General features: G+C 64.9%; 17 protein-coding genes. 9 read left to right on the plus strand and 8 right to left on the minus strand.

The window, feature by feature from the left end; genetic code table 11:
* The 5 genes from EOA75_RS14105 to rsmA all read left to right on the plus strand — a co-directional run.
* On the plus strand, nucleotides 1–355 hold a 355-nt coding region (locus EOA75_RS14105; protein ID WP_127324476.1), incomplete at its 5' end, for an LptF/LptG family permease.
* Nucleotides 355–2,769 carry an LPS-assembly protein LptD gene (locus EOA75_RS14110; protein WP_164747381.1) on the plus strand — a complete coding sequence of 805 codons (2,415 nt, stop codon included), beginning with the start codon at nucleotides 355–357 and terminating at the stop codon, nucleotides 2,767–2,769. The genes EOA75_RS14105 and EOA75_RS14110, both read left to right, overlap by 1 nt.
* Nucleotides 2,770–2,974: 205 nt before the next feature.
* Nucleotides 2,975–3,901 carry a peptidylprolyl isomerase gene (locus tag EOA75_RS14115; protein WP_127324478.1) on the plus strand — a complete coding sequence of 309 codons (927 nt, stop codon included), beginning with the start codon at nucleotides 2,975–2,977 and terminating at the stop codon, nucleotides 3,899–3,901.
* Nucleotides 3,902–3,979: 78 nt separating this feature from the next.
* On the plus strand, nucleotides 3,980–5,014 hold the full coding sequence (pdxA, locus tag EOA75_RS14120; RefSeq protein ID WP_127324479.1) for a 4-hydroxythreonine-4-phosphate dehydrogenase PdxA: 1,035 nt from the start codon (nucleotides 3,980–3,982) through the stop codon (nucleotides 5,012–5,014).
* Nucleotides 5,011–5,871, plus strand: a complete 861-nt coding sequence (gene rsmA, locus EOA75_RS14125) for a 16S rRNA (adenine(1518)-N(6)/adenine(1519)-N(6))-dimethyltransferase RsmA (protein WP_127324480.1) — start codon at nucleotides 5,011–5,013, stop codon at nucleotides 5,869–5,871. The genes pdxA and rsmA overlap by 4 nt, the downstream gene beginning before the upstream one ends.
* Before the next feature lie 48 nt (nucleotides 5,872–5,919).
* On the opposite strand, the gene gmk is transcribed toward rsmA, so the two are convergent.
* The 8 genes from gmk to fabD all read right to left on the minus strand — a co-directional run bounded on the left by gmk (nucleotide 5,920) and on the right by fabD (nucleotide 12,813).
* Complete coding sequence (gene gmk / locus EOA75_RS14130) at nucleotides 5,920–6,594, minus strand: guanylate kinase (protein ID WP_127216280.1); 675 nt, start codon at nucleotides 6,592–6,594, stop codon at nucleotides 5,920–5,922.
* A 5-nt stretch (nucleotides 6,595–6,599) separates the two neighbouring features.
* Nucleotides 6,600–7,490 (minus strand): YicC/YloC family endoribonuclease, encoded by an 891-nt coding sequence (locus EOA75_RS14135; protein WP_127242093.1) that lies wholly within the window; start codon nucleotides 7,488–7,490, stop codon nucleotides 6,600–6,602.
* Between the two features lie 155 nt (nucleotides 7,491–7,645).
* On the minus strand, nucleotides 7,646–8,875 hold the full coding sequence (gene mltG / locus EOA75_RS14140) for an endolytic transglycosylase MltG (RefSeq protein WP_095800079.1): 1,230 nt from the start codon (nucleotides 8,873–8,875) through the stop codon (nucleotides 7,646–7,648).
* A gap of 103 nt (nucleotides 8,876–8,978) precedes the next feature.
* Nucleotides 8,979–10,241, minus strand: a complete 1,263-nt coding sequence (fabF, locus tag EOA75_RS14145; RefSeq protein WP_067330280.1) for a beta-ketoacyl-ACP synthase II — start codon at nucleotides 10,239–10,241, stop codon at nucleotides 8,979–8,981.
* A 34-nt stretch (nucleotides 10,242–10,275) separates the two neighbouring features.
* Nucleotides 10,276–10,512 (minus strand): acyl carrier protein, encoded by a 237-nt coding sequence (locus EOA75_RS14150; protein WP_006203723.1) that lies wholly within the window; start codon nucleotides 10,510–10,512, stop codon nucleotides 10,276–10,278.
* Between the two features lie 314 nt (nucleotides 10,513–10,826).
* On the minus strand, nucleotides 10,827–11,564 hold the full coding sequence (fabG, locus tag EOA75_RS14155; protein WP_127324481.1) for a 3-oxoacyl-[acyl-carrier-protein] reductase: 738 nt from the start codon (nucleotides 11,562–11,564) through the stop codon (nucleotides 10,827–10,829).
* Nucleotides 11,565–11,669: 105 nt separating this feature from the next.
* On the minus strand, nucleotides 11,670–11,789 hold the full coding sequence (locus tag EOA75_RS35765; protein WP_292083607.1) for a hypothetical protein: 120 nt from the start codon (nucleotides 11,787–11,789) through the stop codon (nucleotides 11,670–11,672).
* Nucleotides 11,790–11,871: 82 nt separating this feature from the next.
* Nucleotides 11,872–12,813, minus strand: coding sequence for an ACP S-malonyltransferase (gene fabD, locus EOA75_RS14165; protein ID WP_127246212.1), 942 nt, complete (start codon nucleotides 12,811–12,813; stop codon nucleotides 11,872–11,874).
* A 257-nt stretch (nucleotides 12,814–13,070) separates the two neighbouring features.
* On the opposite strand from fabD, the gene EOA75_RS14170 reads away from it, so the two are divergent.
* The 4 genes from EOA75_RS14170 to rplI form a co-directional block, all read left to right on the plus strand.
* Nucleotides 13,071–15,017 (plus strand): LTA synthase family protein, encoded by a 1,947-nt coding sequence (locus tag EOA75_RS14170; RefSeq protein ID WP_127324482.1) that lies wholly within the window; start codon nucleotides 13,071–13,073, stop codon nucleotides 15,015–15,017.
* A gap of 360 nt (nucleotides 15,018–15,377) precedes the next feature.
* Entirely contained in the window at nucleotides 15,378–15,872 is a 495-nt protein-coding gene (gene rpsF / locus EOA75_RS14175; RefSeq protein ID WP_066995640.1) for a 30S ribosomal protein S6, read from the plus strand.
* Entirely contained in the window at nucleotides 15,872–16,120 is a 249-nt protein-coding gene (rpsR, locus tag EOA75_RS14180) for a 30S ribosomal protein S18 (RefSeq protein ID WP_006203718.1), read from the plus strand. The genes rpsF and rpsR overlap by 1 nt, the downstream gene beginning before the upstream one ends.
* A 207-nt stretch (nucleotides 16,121–16,327) precedes the next feature.
* Nucleotides 16,328–16,799 (plus strand): 50S ribosomal protein L9 (rplI, locus tag EOA75_RS14185; protein ID WP_127324483.1); only part of this gene is annotated, 472 nt, incomplete at its 3' end.

Below are 16,799 nucleotides of genomic sequence, written 5' to 3' on the forward strand. Positions count from 1 at the left end.
CCCGGAAACCATCCCGTTCTACGATCTGCCGGCAAAGATCGAGGTTGCCCGCTCCTTCGGCCTCAAGGCAAATGCCTTCGCCATGCAGTTTGATTCGCTGGTGGCGCTGCCGTTCCTCCTCGTCGCCATGACGCTGATTGCGGCAACAGTTTCAATGCGATTTGCGCGGATGGGGCAGTCGGCGACGATGATTCTGGGTGGCGTCCTGGCCGGCTTTCTGCTTTATGTCGTTTCGGTACTGGTCAAGGCATTCGGGGTCGCCGGATTCGTGCCTACAATGGTGGCTGCATGGGTTCCGGTTGTCGTGGCTATGTTCTTCGGGGTGACTTTTCTGCTATACAAGGAAGACGGCTAGTGAGGGAGGCTGGTTTGCGCAGCCATAGGCAGGCCGGCCTGGCACGCCTTTATGGGGCGACAGCCTTGGCATGTTTGTTCGCTTGCGTGGTACCGACGGTGCCGGCGCTGGCGCAGACCATCACGGCGAAGCCTGTTCCCTCCGGCACACAGATGCTGCTGGCCGCCGATACGCTCGTCTATGACAACGACAAGCACACGGTGACGGCCGTCGGCGGCGTGCAGATCGACTATGGCGGCAACAAGCTCGTCGCCCAGCGAGTGGTGTACAACCGCGATACCAAGCGCCTCGTCGCCAGCGGCGCCGTCGAGCTCATCAACAGCGACGGCACCAAGATCAATTCCGAGCATATCGACATCACCGACGATTTCGCCGACGGCTTCGTCAACGCGCTGCGCGTCGAGACGGTCGAGAAGGCCTATTTCGCCGCCGAAAGCGCCGAACGCATGGGCGGCGTGCTGACGACATTCCACAACGGCATCTACACCGCTTGCGAGCCTTGCGAGGACAAGCCCGACTCGGCACCGACATGGCGCGTCAAGGCGAGGAAGATCATCTGGAACGGCGAGAAGAAGACGGTTCGGTTCGAGAATGCGAATTTCGAGTTCTTCGGCTATCCGCTTGCCTATTTGCCAGCCTTCGAGATCGCCGACCCGACGGTCAAGCGCAAGAGCGGCTTCCTGATCCCCGGCATCGTCTACAACAACAACCTCGGCGTCGGCCTCAAAGTACCCTACTATTTCGCGCTCTCGCCGACCTATGACCTGACCGTCACCGGCAGCGGCTACACCAAGCAGGGCTTCCTCGGCGAGGCCGAATGGCGGCAGCGCTTCAACAACGGCGAATACAGCCTGAAAATCGCCGGCATCAATCAGCAGGATCCGGACGCCTTCATCGGCACGGGCAATCGCTTTACCGTCGATTCGGGAGAGCAAAACGATCCCAACAAGTTCCGCGGCATGATGGGCACCAAGGGCCAGTTCGCGATCAACGAGCGCTGGAACTTCGGCTGGGACGTGCTGCTACAGACCGACAAGAATTTTTCGCGCACCTATAATATCGACGGCTACAACGACCTCGTCCACCAGTCGTCGATCTATCTGACGGGCCTGAGCGACCGTAATTATTTCGATGTCAGGGCAATGCGATTCGAGGTGCAGGAAGACACGCTGTCCAGCGACCCGACGGCGCGCTCCGCCAAGCAGCCCTGGGTGCTGCCGTCGTTCGACTACGCCTATATCCCCGACATGTCGGTGGCGGGCGGGCAGTTGTCGCTCAACGTCAATGCGCGCGTCATCAGCCGCGACCGGCTGGACGCGGTGCTGGCCAATCCGCTCGACGACACTTCCATCAACAACGTGCGCGGCCTCGAGGGCCAGTCCAGCCGGCTGACGGCGGAGGCCGAATGGAAGCGCACCTTCACCACCGATGACGGACTGCAGCTGACGCCGCTGCTCGCCTTCCGTGGCGACGCCGGCTATGTGTCGACCACATCCGAATCGCTGGCGGCGGTCAACCAGATGGCGGCGAATCTCGGCGAGGATGTCGATATGCGCTCCTCGCTCGCCCGCTACATGGCCACGCTCGGCCTGGAGATGCGCTGGCCTCTCCTGTTCTCGATGTCGAACTCCAGTCATGTCCTGGAACCGACAGCGCAGATCTTCGTGCGCCCGAACGAGCAATATGTCGGCGGGCTGGCCATTCCGAACGAGGACGCGCAGAGCTTCGTCTTCGACGCCACGACTCTGTTCGAGCGCGACAAGTTCTCCGGCTACGATCGCATCGAAGGCGGCACGCGCGCCAATGTCGGCTTCCGCTACTCCGGCGCCTATGGAAACGGCTGGGGCACCAACGCCATCTTCGGCCAATCCTACCAACTGGGCGGCGAGAACTCCTTCGACGCGCCGGACCTCGTCAATGTCGGCGCCTATTCGGGCCTGCAGACCGCCAAGTCCGACTATGTCGGCCTCATCGGCTTCAACAGCCCGAGCGGCTTCTCCGGCTCGCTCAGCGGCCGGTTCGACGAGCAGACATTCGAGGTCAGGCGCGCGGAGATCAAGGCGGCCTATTCCGGCCTGCCGGTTTCGCTCAGCGCCAAATATGCCTTCATCCAGGCGCAGCCGCTCTACGGCTTCGCCACGGACCGCCACGAGGTCACGCTCGGAGCCTCTACGCACCTGGCCGAGAGCTGGCGGGTCTTCGGCACCGGCACCTACGATCTGGAGACAAGCGTCCTGGTTAAGGACGGCGTCGGCTTCGCCTATAACGATTCCTGCTTCACCTATGTGATGACGTTCTCGCAGACGCGCGATACGGTCACCAAGGAGGTGTCGCAGAATATCGGCTTCAACCTGTCGTTCCGCACGCTCGGCGATTTCGGCTCGTCGACCAGCGGCGTCGACACGATCCAGTAAGCGGAGGCAGCGCCGGTCACGGCGTGCGCCGCCGCTGGCGTGAAGCTTGGTTTGGCGCGTGATCCTTCGAAAGTGGGCCGATTCTCGGGGGCATGCGCCGGCGACATTGTTTCGCCGCATAGGACGGGCATGGGGTCGACCACATAGCGCATGCGTTCGGAGGACGTGCGGCGCCGTCGTGGCGGATAGGAATTGGGAAGGTGAGATGAGGAAATACCTGTTTTCGGCAGGATTCGCGCTGCTGGTGGCGGCGACCTCGGTTTCGATCGCGGCAATGACGCCGCCGGCATTCGCCAGCCAGATCAAATATGTCGTCAACAACATACCGATCACCACCGGCGACATCGCCCATCGCGCCGCATTCTTCAGGCTGCAGCGCAAGAAGGGCGACGCGGCCAAGGAAATGATCGACCAGACGCTGCGGCTTGCCGAGGCCAAGCGGCTCGGCATCCGCATCACCGACCAGCAGGTCGACGCCGCCTATCAGCGTTTTGCCTCCAACAACAAGATGCCGCTCGCGAAGCTCGACGCCGTCATGGCGCAGTCGGGCGTCACGAAGGAGCATTTCAAGGAGTTCATCCGCGCGCAGATGGCCTGGAACCAGGCGCTTGGCGCGCGCTACCGCTCCGGCGAGGGTGGCTCGGTGACTGAGCAGGATGCGGTCCGCCGCATGCTCGACAAGGGCGGCTCCAAGCCGAGCGCCACGGAATATATGCTGCAGCAGGTCATCTTCGTGGTGCCCGCTTCCGAGCGCTCGGCCACGCTTGCCAAGCGCAAGCGCGAGGCCGACGCCATGCGTGCCCGCTTCAACGGCTGCAACACCACGCGCGAATTCGCCAAAGGGCTGATCGACGTCACGGTGCGCGATCTCGGCCGCGTGCTGGCGCCGCAATTGCCGTCGGACTGGGCCGAGCAGATCAAGGCGACCAAGGTCGGAGGGGCGACGCCGACGCGCGAGACCGAACGCGGCGTCGAGTTCATCGGTATCTGTTCCTCGCGCGAGGTTTCCGACGACAAGGCCGCCCAGATGGTGTTCCAGGCCGAAGGCGGCAGCAACGACAAGGACGCCGACGAGCTCAGCAAGAAATATGTCGAGGAACTGCGCAAGAAGGCCACCATCGTCGAGCGATAGGCCGTTGCGGCGCATGACAGAACAAGGCTCGAGCCACCCGCCCTGCTTCGAAGCAGATATGGCGCCCCACGTGACGCCATGAGCGCAAGTGGGACCGACGCGCCGCTGGCGCTCAGCGTCGGCGATCCATCCGGCATCGGGCCCGAGATCGCCATCACCGCCTGGCAGGCGGGCGACAGCGCCGGCGTGCCGCCCTTCTACCTGCTCGCCGATCCTGCCCTGATCAAGGCGCGGGCGCGCGAGATCGGGGCCAACGTGGCGATCATGGAGACCCTGCCGGGGCAAGCGGCGCATCACTTTCCCCGCGCATTGCCTGTCGTGCCACTCTACGCCCGGCATCTGGACAGTCCCGGAAAGCCGAATTCGGCCAATGCCGCGGGCACCATCGAAGCGATCGACCGCGCCGTCGCCGACTGCCTCGCCGGCCGCGCCGCCGCGGTGGTCACCTGTCCCATCGCCAAGAAGCCGCTCTACGACGCCGGCTTTCGCTTTCCCGGCCACACCGAATACCTGGCGCATCTGGCCTCGCGCCACACCGGCGCCGAGGTGACGCCGGTGATGCTGCTTGCCGGGCCCGAATTGCGCACCGTTCCGGTCACCATCCACATCGCGCTTGCCGAGGTGCCGAAGGTTCTGACGAGCGAGCTGATCGTGGCCACAGGACGTATCACCGCGGCCGACCTCGAGAGCCGCTTCGGCATCGCGCGGCCCAGGCTCGCCATCGCCGGGCTCAATCCGCATGCCGGCGAAGGCGGCGCGATGGGCGCGGAGGATCTGTCGATCGTCCTGCCTGCGGTCGAGGCGCTTCAGGCCGAGGGCATCGACGCCGTCGGGCCGCTGCCGGCCGACACGATGTTCCATCCGCAGGCACGCGCCGGCTATGACGCAGCCCTTTGCATGTATCACGACCAGGCGCTGATCCCAGCCAAGACGCTGGGCTTCGACGAGGCCGTCAATGTGACGCTCGGCCTGCCCTTCATCCGCACCTCGCCGGACCACGGCACGGCGTTCGACATCGCCGGCAGGGGCATTGCACGCGCCGATAGCCTGATCGCGGCGCTGAGGCTGGCGCGCCGCCTCGCCGACAGCGGCCGCCGGACTGCGGCGGCATGAGGCTCGATTTGAGCGGGGGGCGCACGACCACCGACGGATTGCCGCCACTGCGCGAGGTGATCGAGCGCCACGGTTTGCAGGCGAAGAAAGCGCTCGGCCAGAACTTCCTGCTCGACCTCAATCTGACGAGCAAGATCGCGCGCGCGGCCGGCGACCTCAGCGAGACGACCGTGATCGAGGTCGGGCCCGGCCCCGGCGGGCTGACGCGGGCGCTGCTCTTCAACGGCGTCAAACGCGTGATCGCCGTCGAGCGCGACGAGCGCTGTCTGGAAGCGTTGGCGGAGGTTTCCGGCCATTATCCCGGCCGGCTCGAGGTCATTCCCGGCGATGCGCTGAAGACGGATTTTGCCGCGCTTGCCGGCACGGCGGGCGGCGGCCCGGTGAAGATCGCCGCCAACCTGCCCTACAACATCGGTACGGAGCTTCTGATCCGCTGGCTGACAACGGCCGATTGGCCGCCCTTCTATCAATCGATGACGCTGATGTTCCAGCGCGAGGTGGCCGAGCGCATCACAGCAAGCCCGGGCAGCGACGCCTATGGCCGGCTCGGCGTGCTTGCCGGCTGGCGCACCGAGGCAAAGATCGCCTTCGACGTGCCGCCGCAGGCTTTCACTCCGCCGCCGAAGGTCACGTCCTCGGTGGTGCATCTGGTGCCGCGTCCATCTCCCCTGCCCACCGACGGCAAGAGGCTGGGCCGCATCACCGAAGCCGCCTTCGGCCAGCGCCGCAAGATGCTGCGGCAAAGCGTGAAGAGCTTGGGCGGAGAGGCCCTGCTCACCCGCGCCGGCATCGACCCGACGCGCCGGGCCGAGACGCTGAGTGTGGAAGAGTTCGTAAGGTTGACGAACGCGCTGTAGCCCGCCGGCCTTCTTCTCCCCTTGTGGGAGAAGGGGAGGCACTGCCTCTCACTCCGTCTTCTCGTCCAGCAAGCCCGAGATGAAATCGAACAGGCCCGGCCGACGGTCGCGGCGCAGGCGCTCGGCTGTAACGATTGCACGCACCTCGGCAAAGGCGCGGTCGAGATCGTCGTTGACGATGACGAAGTCATATTCCTTCCAGTGCTCGATCTCGACGCGGGCATTCTTCAGCCTGGTCTCGATGACCTGCTCCTGGTCCTCGGCGCGGCGCTTCAGGCGCGCCTTCAACTCCTTCATCGAAGGCGGCAGGATGAAGATCGAGACAATGTCGGCGCGCATCTTCTCCTTGAGCTGCTGGGCGCCCTGCCAGTCGATGTCGAACAGCATGTCGCGGCCTTCGGCAAGTGCTGCCTCGGCCGGCTCGCGCGGCGTCGCATAGAAATTGCCGTGCACCTCGGCCCATTCGAGCAGCGCGTCGGAATCGCGCAGCCGTTCGAACTCGCGCATGGTGCGGAAAAGATAATGGACGCCCTCGATCTCCGAGCCGCGACGCGGCCTGGTGGTGACGGAGACCGACAGCTCCAGGCTCGAATCGCTTTCCAGAAGATTGCGCGCAATCGTCGACTTGCCGGCGCCCGACGGCGACGACAGCACCAGCATCAGCCCGCGGCGGCGGATGCGGGACCCCAGATCCCTGGAGGCCGTAGGCTCCTTGGCAACCATCCCCGTCACTCCAGATTCTGAACCTGCTCGCGAAACTGGTCGACCACCGCCTTGAGCTCCAGCCCGATCGCGGTGACCGCGGCGGCATTCGACTTGGAACACAAGGTATTCGATTCGCGATTGAATTCCTGCGCCAGAAAATCGAGCTTGCGGCCGACGGCGCCGCCGCTGGAAAGCAGCGCGCGGCCTGATGCGACATGCGTCTTCAGCCGGTCGATCTCCTCGCGGATATCGGCCTTGGTGGCGAGGAAGGCCGCTTCCTGATGCAGACGGACCGCGTCGAGATTGGCCGACGCATCCATCAGCAGGCGGACCTGTTCGGTGATGCGCTCGCGGATCGCCGCCGGCTCGCGCGACGGGTCGGCCTCGGCCTTCAGCGTCAGCGCCTCGATGGCGTCGATATGGCCGGACAACAACTTGCGCAGCGCGGCACCTTCGCTCTGCCTTGCCTGCTCCAATCCGGCCAGCGCCATGTCCAGCGCCGACAGGATCGTCGCGTCGAGGGCGGCGCGCTCCTCCTCGGTCTCGACCGTCTCCAGGATGTCGAGCACGCCGCGCAGCGCCAGCAGACCGTCAGCCGTCGCCGGCGCGGTGCCGAACTGCTCCTGGAGGCGCTTGGCCAGTCCCGCCAGGTCCTTCAGGAACGCCTCGTTGACCACCGGCTGCGCCTGCTGGGCGGCGGCGCGCGCGACAGTCAGCGTTGCCTGGAAATTGCCGCGCGCGAAGCGCTTCTGCACGGTCTGCCTTACAGCGGGCTCCAGCCGGTCGAAACCCTGCGGCAGCCTCAGCCTGACCTCGACGCTCTTGCCGTTGACCGATTTGACTTCCCAGGCGATCGACGTGCCGTCGAGCTCAGCGACGGCTCGCGCGAAACCGGTCATGCTCTGCACGTTCATGATGCGTGTCACCCCTTGACGCAGGCCCGGCGCGATTGCCCGAGCATGCGCCCCTAGCAAGACGCCGGACCTCTGGCCAGCGTCGGATGTCCCCTCAAAACATGAATACGGCCCGGCGTCAAAGGAGGCGGGCCAGATCCGGCAATCACCGCGGCCTACTGGGCCGCGTCGCCATTCTCGCCGCTGGCGCCTGCACTGGCACCGTCGTCGGGAGTGGCCGGCGCCGTCGTCTGGCCGGAGGCCTTGGCCGCCGTATCGGCCTGCTTCTTCTGCACCGCCCGATAGCGGGCGACGTTCTGGTTGTGCTCTTCCAACGTCGCGGCAAAGACATGGCCGCCATTGCCGTCGGCGACGAAATAAAGGTCGTCGGTCTTCGACGGATTGGCCACCGCCTCGAGTGCGGCGCGGCCCGGGTTGGCGATCGGCGTCGGCGGCAGGCCCTTGATCAGATAGGTGTTATACGGCGTCTGCTTCTCGATGTCGGACTGATAGATCGGCCTGTCGGCCGGTTTGCCCTTGCCGCCGAACAGGCCGTAGATGATGGTCGGATCCGACTGCAGCCGCATGCCCTTGGCGAGCCGGTTGAGGAAGACCGCGGCCACGCGCGAGCGCTCGTCGCCCCTGCCCGTCTCCTTCTCGACGATCGAGGCCAGGATGACGAAGTCCTCCATATTGGCGATCGGCAGGTCGGGCGCGCGATGCGCCCAGACGTCCTCGACCAGCTTCTTTTGGTCGGCGACCAGCTTTTCGACCATCTGCTGCCGGGTGGCGCCGCGCGTGAAGCGCAGCGTGTCGGTCGCGATGCTGCCCTCGGGCGGCATGGCCGCCGGCATGTCGCCGGTCAGCGCCTCCTGCTCGGCCACGCGCTGCAGCGCCTGCTCAACCGTCAGCCCCTCTGGGATGGTCAGCGAATACATCACCGACTTGCCGCTCTTGAACAGCTCCATGATGTCGCGCATCGAGGCGCGCGGCTTGATGGCGTATTCGCCGGCCTTCAGCGCGGAATCGTTGCCTGTGGCACGCACCCCCAGCCTGAAGATGCGCGCATCGCTGACCAGGCCGCGCCGCTCCAGCTGGTCGGCGATCTCCTGAACGCCGGTGTTCGGCTTGACCATGAAGGTGTCGCCATTGGCCGACGGACCCGGCTCAATGAAGGCCTGCATGCCGAAATAGAGTGCGGCACCCGAGGCAAGCACGACCAGGATGACCAACGAAAGGAAGAAATTCAGGAATACGACGACCTGGCTGCGCGACGCGCGCGAGCGTTTCGACGGCGGCGGCGTGCCAGCCTCGGGGCGCAGCGCCTCGGCGGCTGTCTTGGGCACGATCGGTCCTTGCGCCTGACGCTGTCCGAATTCTCCACCGCCGCCCGGATTTGTATTCATGGCGCCCTACCGTCTGATCTTGCAACGAATCCCCTAGCCGAAGTGTAGGGGCAAATTTGGCAAAAATGACGGCAGGCGGCGGACCTGCCGGTAGGCTGAATGTTCAGCCATCGTAACGTTGGAAGACGAGCGAGGCGTTGGTGCCGCCGAAGCCGAAGGAGTTCGACAGCGCCACATCGATCTGGCGCTGGCGCGGCTTGTTCGGCACGAGATCGATCGCCGTCTCGCGTTCCGGATTGTCGAGGTTGATGGTGGCGGGGGCAATGTTGTCGCGGATTGCGAGGATCGAGAAGATCGCTTCCGCGGCGCCCGCAGCGCCCAGCAGATGACCGATCGACGACTTGGTGGACGACATCGAGATCTTGGAAGCGGCATTGCCGACCAGCCGCTCCACGGCGCCGAGTTCGATCGTGTCGGCCATGGTCGAGGTGCCGTGCGCATTGATGTAGTCGATGTCGGCGGGCGAGAGCTTCGCCCGATTCAGCGCCGCCGCCATGCAGCGGAAGGCGCCGTCGCCGTCCTCGGCCGGGGCGGTGATGTGATAGGCATCGCCGGTCAGGCCGTAGCCGGTGACCTCGGCATAGATCTTGGCGCCGCGCGCCTTGGCGTGCTCGAGCTCCTCCAGGACGACGACGCCGGCGCCCTCGCCCATGACGAAGCCGTCGCGGTCGCGGTCATAGGGGCGCGAAGCGATCTCGGGCGCATCGTTGCGCTCGGTGGAGAGCGCGCGGCACGCGGCGAAACCTGCCATCGAAAGCCGGGTGATCGGCGCTTCGGCGCCGCCGGCCACCATGACGTCGGCATCGCCCCAGATAATCAGCCGCGCGGCATCGCCGATGGCGTGCGCGCCCGTCGAGCAGGCGGTTACGACAGCATGGTTCGGGCCTTTCAGCCCGTGCCGGATGGAAACCTGGCCGGAGACCAGGTTGATGATCTGTCCGGGGATGAAGAACGGGCTGATGCGGCGCGGGCCGCGCTCCTTCAGGATCATCGCGTTCTCGGCGATGCCGTCGATGCCGCCGATGCCCGAACCGATCAGCACGCCGGTGGCGCACTGGTCCTCATGCGTCTCGGGCTTCCAGCCGGAATCGGCCAGCGCCTCGTCGGCCGCCGCGATTCCGTAGAGGATGAAGTCGCCGATCTTGCGCAGTTCCTTCGGCTCGAGCACGGCCTCGGGATTGAAGGTGCCGTTCGAGCCGTCGCCGCGCGGAATGACGTGGGCGATCTTGCAGGCAAGGTCGTCCACCTCGAATTCGGTGATGCGGCAGGCGGCGCTGCGGCCGGAAAGCAGTTCCTTCCAGCTGTGTTCGACACCCATGCCGAACGGCGAAAGCAGGCCAAGGCCCGTGACGACGACTCGCCTCATCGCAGGTCCTCCCCGGCGATACCCGCGGAAAGCCTCAGGCCGAGGCCTTATCGATATACTTCACGGCATCGCCGACAGTCAGGATGGTCTCGGCGGCGTCGTCTGGAATCTCGACGCCGAACTCTTCTTCGAACGCCATCACGAGTTCGACCGTATCGAGGCTGTCCGCGCCCAGATCGTCGATGAAGCTCGCCTGCTCCGTCACTTTGTCGGCATCGACGCCGAGATGCTCGATGACGATCTTCTTGACGCGCTCTGCGGTGTCACTCATTTGGGGCCTCGTCTTACGTTGTGTTGTCTTCGTTAGCGGGCGGAATGCCGCTAATCAAGCTGAAAGATGGTCTTGTGGGAAACGCAACGCCACAGGACCGGTTTTTGCCCGAACCGCCGGGTTGCCGGCCGCATTACACGAAAAACAGCGGGCGTCCAAGCCGAAATGGCTGTTTTCACAGGCGCCCGGGGCTCGGTCGCCCAGGTGTGTGAGATTCAGCTCAAGCCGAGCCGAAAATGGCGGCTTTCGAGGGCCGGAGCGGAAGCGCAGGAAGCCGCCGTTTGCAGGCCGGCATCACCTGAATCTCAAATACCCTAGATCATCGCCATGCCGCCATTCACGTGGATGGTCTGGCCGGTGACATAAGCCGCCTCATTGGACGCGAAATAGGCGACGGCCGAGGCAACCTCGGCGCTGGTGCCCATGCGCCGGGTGGGAATCGCCGCCATGATGGTTTCTTTCTGCTTGTCGTTGAGCTTGTCGGTCATGGCCGATTCGATGAAACCTGGGGCGACGCAGTTGACGGTGATGTTGCGGGTGGCGATCTCCTGCGCCAGCGACTTGGAAAAGCCGATCATGCCGGCCTTGGAGGCGCAGTAATTGGTCTGGCCGGGATTGCCGGTGACGCCGACCACCGAGGTGATGTTGATGATGCGGCCATGGCGGCGGCGCATCATCGGATGGGTGAGTTCACGAGTGAGCCGGAACACGGCGGTCAGGTTCACCTCGAGCACGGAATCCCAGTCGGCGTCCGACATGCGCACGAACAGGCCGTCCTTGGTGATGCCGGCATTGTTGACCAGGATGTCGACGCCTTCGAGATCGGCCTCCGCCTTCTGGCCGAGCGCCTTGACCGCGTCGCGGTTGGTCAGATCCGCCGGGAAGAGCTTTACGCGGTCGCCGAGCTCGTCGGCCAGCGTTTCCAGCTTCTCGACGCGGGTGCCGTGCAGGCCGACGATCGCGCCCTGGCTGTGCAGCACCCTGGCGATCGCCTCGCCGATGCCTCCCGATGCGCCGGTGACGAGCGCCTTACGGCCGGTCAGTTCGAACATTGCTTCAACCTCATTCTTCCGGACGCCCCGCGAGCGACCCTCGTTCCGCATTTTGTCATGTTGTCCAGGCCATATCAGAAGTTCTCGGCGCTCACGACCGATTCTTCACCAAGCCTCGATCCGCTCCAGCACTTCCGCAGCCCAGTAATAGTCCTCGAGATCTTCGAGTCCACGTTCAACGAAGTCACGCAGGTATTCGGCTTTGCTTCGATCAGTCATCGCCACGAGATCGTCGAGGCGATGCTCGACTTCGGGAGAAAGACGGATGGAAGTAGGAATGCCGCACCTGCCAGCAAGAGTTTCCCGTTTATCCTAAAGTTGCCAGCGCCGCCTCGACTTCCGCGGCCGCGCCGATGGCGCCGGTCGCGATATCGCGGTTGATGCGTCGCGCCAAGCCTGACAGCACCTTGCCGGCGCCAACCTCGTAAAGCGTCGCGACACCTTTGGCGCCGAACCATTCCACCGTCTCGCGCCAGCGCACGCGGGCGACGACCTGCTCGACCAAGCGGCGGGCAATCTCATCCGGGTCGCTGGTCGGCGTGACCGAAACATTTGAGACGATGGGAACCACCGGCGCGCTTTTCGCGACCCCGCCCAGCGCCTCGCGCATGATATCGGCGGCTGGCGTCATCAATGCCGAGTGAAAAGGTGCCGAGACCTGCAGCATCAGCGCCCGCTTGGCACCCTTTTCCGCGCAGAGCTTCGCCGCCAGTTCGACGGCCGCCTTGGCGCCGGAAATCACCAGTTGGCCACCGCCATTGTCGTTGGCGATCTGACAGACAGAGCCTTGTGCCGCTTCGGCGCAGGCGGCTTCGACATCAGCCTGCTCCAGCCCGATGATGGCAGCCATGGCGCCCTCGCCCGCCGGCACCGCCGCCTGCATGGCGTTGCCGCGGGTGCGCAGCAGTCGCGCGGCATCGGCCACCGAAACGAAGCCGGCTGCGGCAAGCGCCGAATATTCGCCGAGGGAATGGCCTGCGACATAAGCCACCTTGTCCTTCAGCGAAAAACCGCGCGATTCCAGCGCCCTTACGGCCGCCAGCGACACCGCCATCAGCGCCGGCTGGGCATTGGCCGTCAGCGTCAGCGTTTCTTCCGGCCCTTCCCAGATCAGCTTCGACAGTTTCTCGCCGAGCGCCTCATCGACTTCCTCGAAGACGCGGCGCGCCTCGGGAAAGGCATCGGCGAGGTCCTTGCCCATGCCGACGGCCTGGCTGCCCTGTCCCGGAAAGGTGAATGCGACGGCCATGTTAGCGTCTCCAGCGGCTGGTTTTTCCCTGCCTCTGGCGCAAGGCGGACGGCCAAGTCAAGCCCGCAAGCACCAGTTCAGCGGCTGTTCCAGCCGGGAGAACGGCCGAGTTCCCTGTTCTGAAAGGCTTTTTGGCGATCACACCTGATGAAAACCGCTCACGAATCGTTTGCTGGCTCTTCTTATTTCCGCCACAGGCGCTAGCTTTGTGTGACATTTCGATGACAGTGGCGTGACGCGAGTGGAAGACGCGTGACATGGGCCGGGGAAGCAAAGTGGCTAGGATCAGGAAAGGCGCGGCCAAACCCGCGCCGCAATTTTTGGAAGACGATCCGTCCACCGGCTATCTGCCGGGGCGCAGATGGCCGATTGTCCGCTACGGCCTGGCGACGCTGCTTGCCTCCGCCCTTCTGGTGTTCGCCATCGAATGGATCGTGCGCGGCGACTTCTTCGGCACCGTCGACTTCTTCCTGCAGCCCTTCAAGCCCGGCTGGACCACCATCATCGTCTTTTCGCTGGTGCTGATCGGGCTCGACGCCATTCTCGGCCGCAGCCATCAAAGCCTGATGATCGTCGCGCCGGTGACATTGGCATTGGCCTTTGTCGGTCACCAGAAATCGCACTATCTGGGCGATCCGCTCTACCCGACCGATTTCCTCTATGCCCACCAGATCATGGCGCTGATGCCGCTTCTGGTGCGCGAGCGCCCCTGGACGGCCGTGCTGCTTGCGGCGGCGATCGTCGCCAGCCTCGCGCTGCTCGCCTATGGCTGGCGGCTCTGGCGCCGGCGTGTGCCGATCCTCAGCCGCAAGGGACGGCTGGCGCGCTTGACGCTTGCCGTGCCGCTGCTCGCCTTCTTCGTCTCGATCATGGACTACGCCACCTTCTCGTGGACGCGCGACAGGCTGCAGATCATCCCGATCATGTGGGACCAGAAGGAGAACTATGCCTCCAACGGCTTCGCGCTCGCCTTCGCGCTCAACGTGCCGATGGCGCATGTCTCGGCCCCGCCCGGCTATTCCGAGAAGACGATGGATGCGATCGCGCGTCCCGGGGTTGCCGCCTCGGTGCCCGACCAGAAGCCCGATATCATCGTGGTGATGAGCGAATCCTTCTGGGATCCGACGGAGCTCCCCGGCGTCAGCATCAAGCCCGATCCGATCCCGACGGTGCGCGCGCTGCGCTCAGGCTCGATGTTCTCGCCGGAATTCGGCGGCATGACCGCCAATATCGAGTTCGAGGCGCTGACCGGCTTCTCCAACGCCTTCCTGCCGGCGGGCTCGATTCCCTATCAGCAATATGTGCGCACGCCGACGCCGTCGCTGGCGACTTTCCTGAAGAGCGAAGGCTATAGGGCGCGCGCCATCCACCCGGGCACCAACTGGTTCTGGAATCGGGGCGCAGTCTACGCCGATTTCGGCTTCAGCGACTTCCGCTCGGAAGAGACGCTGCCGCCGATGGAAAAGCGCGGGCCGCTGGCCTCCGACGCGGCTATGACCGACGAGATCATGCGCGAGGCCGAGGCCAGCCAAGAGCCGGTATTCCTGTTCGCGGTCAGCCTGCAGAACCACGGGCCCTACGAGCCCTACCGCTATTACAATCCGACCCATAGCGTCGACGCGCCGATCAGCACGTGGGCGCGGGAATCGCTGCTCTCCTACGCCGAAGGCTCGGCCGACGCCGATCGCGGCCTGCAGCGCCTGATCGACTGGGCGAAGAAGCGCGAGCGGCCGACCATCATCGCCTTCTTCGGCGACCACTTGCCGCCGCTCGGCCCGGTGTATGTCGAGACCGGCTTCCTCAAGGACAATGTCGCGCCGCGCAAGGAGCCGACGCCCGAGGCGGCGCTCGAGCATCACGACACGCCGCTGATCATCTGGTCGAACCGCTCCGGTCCGGTCGAGAATCTGGGCTCGGTGAGCCCCGCCTTCCTGCCCTATCATATCCTGACTACGGCCGGGATCACCCACCCCTATTACACCGGCTTCCTCGGCGCGCTGCGCGAGCACTACCGGGTGGTCGACCGCAACCTTTTGCTGTCGCCCTCCGGCGAGGCGACGCCCGACTGGGCGCGGCAGAAGAAGATCGATCCGAAGATCAACGATTTCCGGCTGATCCAGTACGACATGATGTTCGGCAAGCGCCGGGTCGCGCCCGACTTCTTCCCCGAGACGGTAGTCCCGCTCGTCGCGCATATGAGTTGAGTGGATCGCCTTCCGACGAAATGGCTGACCTGCGGCCGGCGGGTCAGCCAATTCCCACAAGCGCCGCCAGGCCTGCGACACTGCGGAGCCGCCGGCCCTCTCTGCCGCCCTTGCCTTCCTCACGAATTGCTGTATAGACGCCGGCAATCTGCCGGTCCTTGCTGGGGGCTGAACGGAGGGCCGTGGCCTTAGAGGGCCGCGTCATGAAGCCAGAAGCGCTTTGGGCCTCCCGTGTCTCCGCTCTCGACCGTCTCGTGATGCTCCTTTCTTCCCCGCGCGCCTTTGCGACCGGGTCAGACAAGTTGCAGAGGCTTAGCCGCGAGGGCCGGTGAGAGAAACGAAGAAAGGCAGAAAAACATAATGGCTCTTTACGAACATGTGTTTCTTGCCCGGCAGGACCTGTCGCAGCAGCAGGTTGATGCGCTTGTCGAACAGTACAAGGGCGTCATCGCCGCCAATGGCGGATCGGTCGGCCGGATCGAGAACTGGGGACTGAAGTCCCTCACCTACCGGGTCAAGAAGAACCGGAAGGCTTACTACACGCTGATGGACATCAACTGCCCGCCAGCCGCGCTCAACGAAATGGAGCGCCAGATGGGCCTGTCGGAAGACGTGCTGCGCTTCCTCACCATCAAGGTCGAGGCGCATGAGGAAGGCCCCTCGGCGATGATGCAGAAGCGCGAAGAGCGCTCCGAGCGCGGCGGCTTCGGCGACCGCGACCGTGGCGACCGTGGCCCGCGTTCGTTCGGCGACCGCGACCGCGGCGACCGTGGCCCGCGCTCGTTCGGCGACCGTGATGGCGGCGACCGTGGTCCGCGCCGCCCGCGCGAAAACGTTGAAGGGGGTGCAGAATAATGGTCGACATCAACCAGATCCCGACCCGGCGTCCGTTCCATCGCCGCCGCAAGACCTGCCCGTTCTCCGGCGCCAACGCTCCGAAGATCGACTACAAGGACGTGCGTCTGCTGCAGCGCTACATTTCCGAGCGCGGCAAGATCGTGCCGTCGCGCATCACCGCCGTCAGCCAGAAGAAGCAGCGCGAGCTCGCCAAGGCGATCAAGCGCGCCCGCTTCCTCGGCCTGCTGCCCTACGTGGTTCGCTAAGCTATTGATGCGGGCGGCTTGCCGCCCGCTTCGGCCCACGGCGACGGGCGCCGCGACGGGCAGGCTCAAATCCCGAGTTGAGGCCATAAACCTCTAACTGCCGAAACAGGCAGGACAGCGACACCGGCGAAGACGCCATTTGCTTCCTGACCTGTTCCCAAAGAATCCGCCGTCATCCGCGATGGCGCCAACCAAAGGAACGAAACCATGGAAGTCATTCTCCTCGAGCGCATTTCCCGCCTCGGCCAGATGGGCGAAACCGTCAAGGTCAAGGATGGGTTCGCCCGCAACTTCCTGCTGCCGCAGGGCAAGGCGCTGCGCGCCAACGAAGCCAACAAGAAGAAGTTCGAGGGCCAGCGCGCCCAGCTCGAAGCCCGCAACCTCGAGCGCAAGTCGGAGGCTGCGCAGATCGCCGAGAAGCTCGACGGCAAGAGCTTCATCGTCGTGCGCTCGGCAGGCGAGACCGGCCAGCTCTACGGCTCGGTGTCGACCCGCGACATCGCCGAACTGCTGACCGCCGAGGGCTTCTCCGTCAGCCGCAACCAGATCGAGCTCAACCAGCCGATCAAGACCATCGGCCTCTCCAACGTGGCGATCGCGCTGCATCCTGAAGTCGAGGTCACGGTGACGCTCAACGTCGCCCGCTCGGCCGATGAGGCGGAGCGGGCGACGTTGAGCG

Origin of the sequence: Mesorhizobium sp. M1A.F.Ca.IN.022.07.1.1, assembly GCF_003997575.1 — a bacterium.
Taxonomy (GTDB): domain Bacteria; phylum Pseudomonadota; class Alphaproteobacteria; order Rhizobiales; family Rhizobiaceae; genus Mesorhizobium.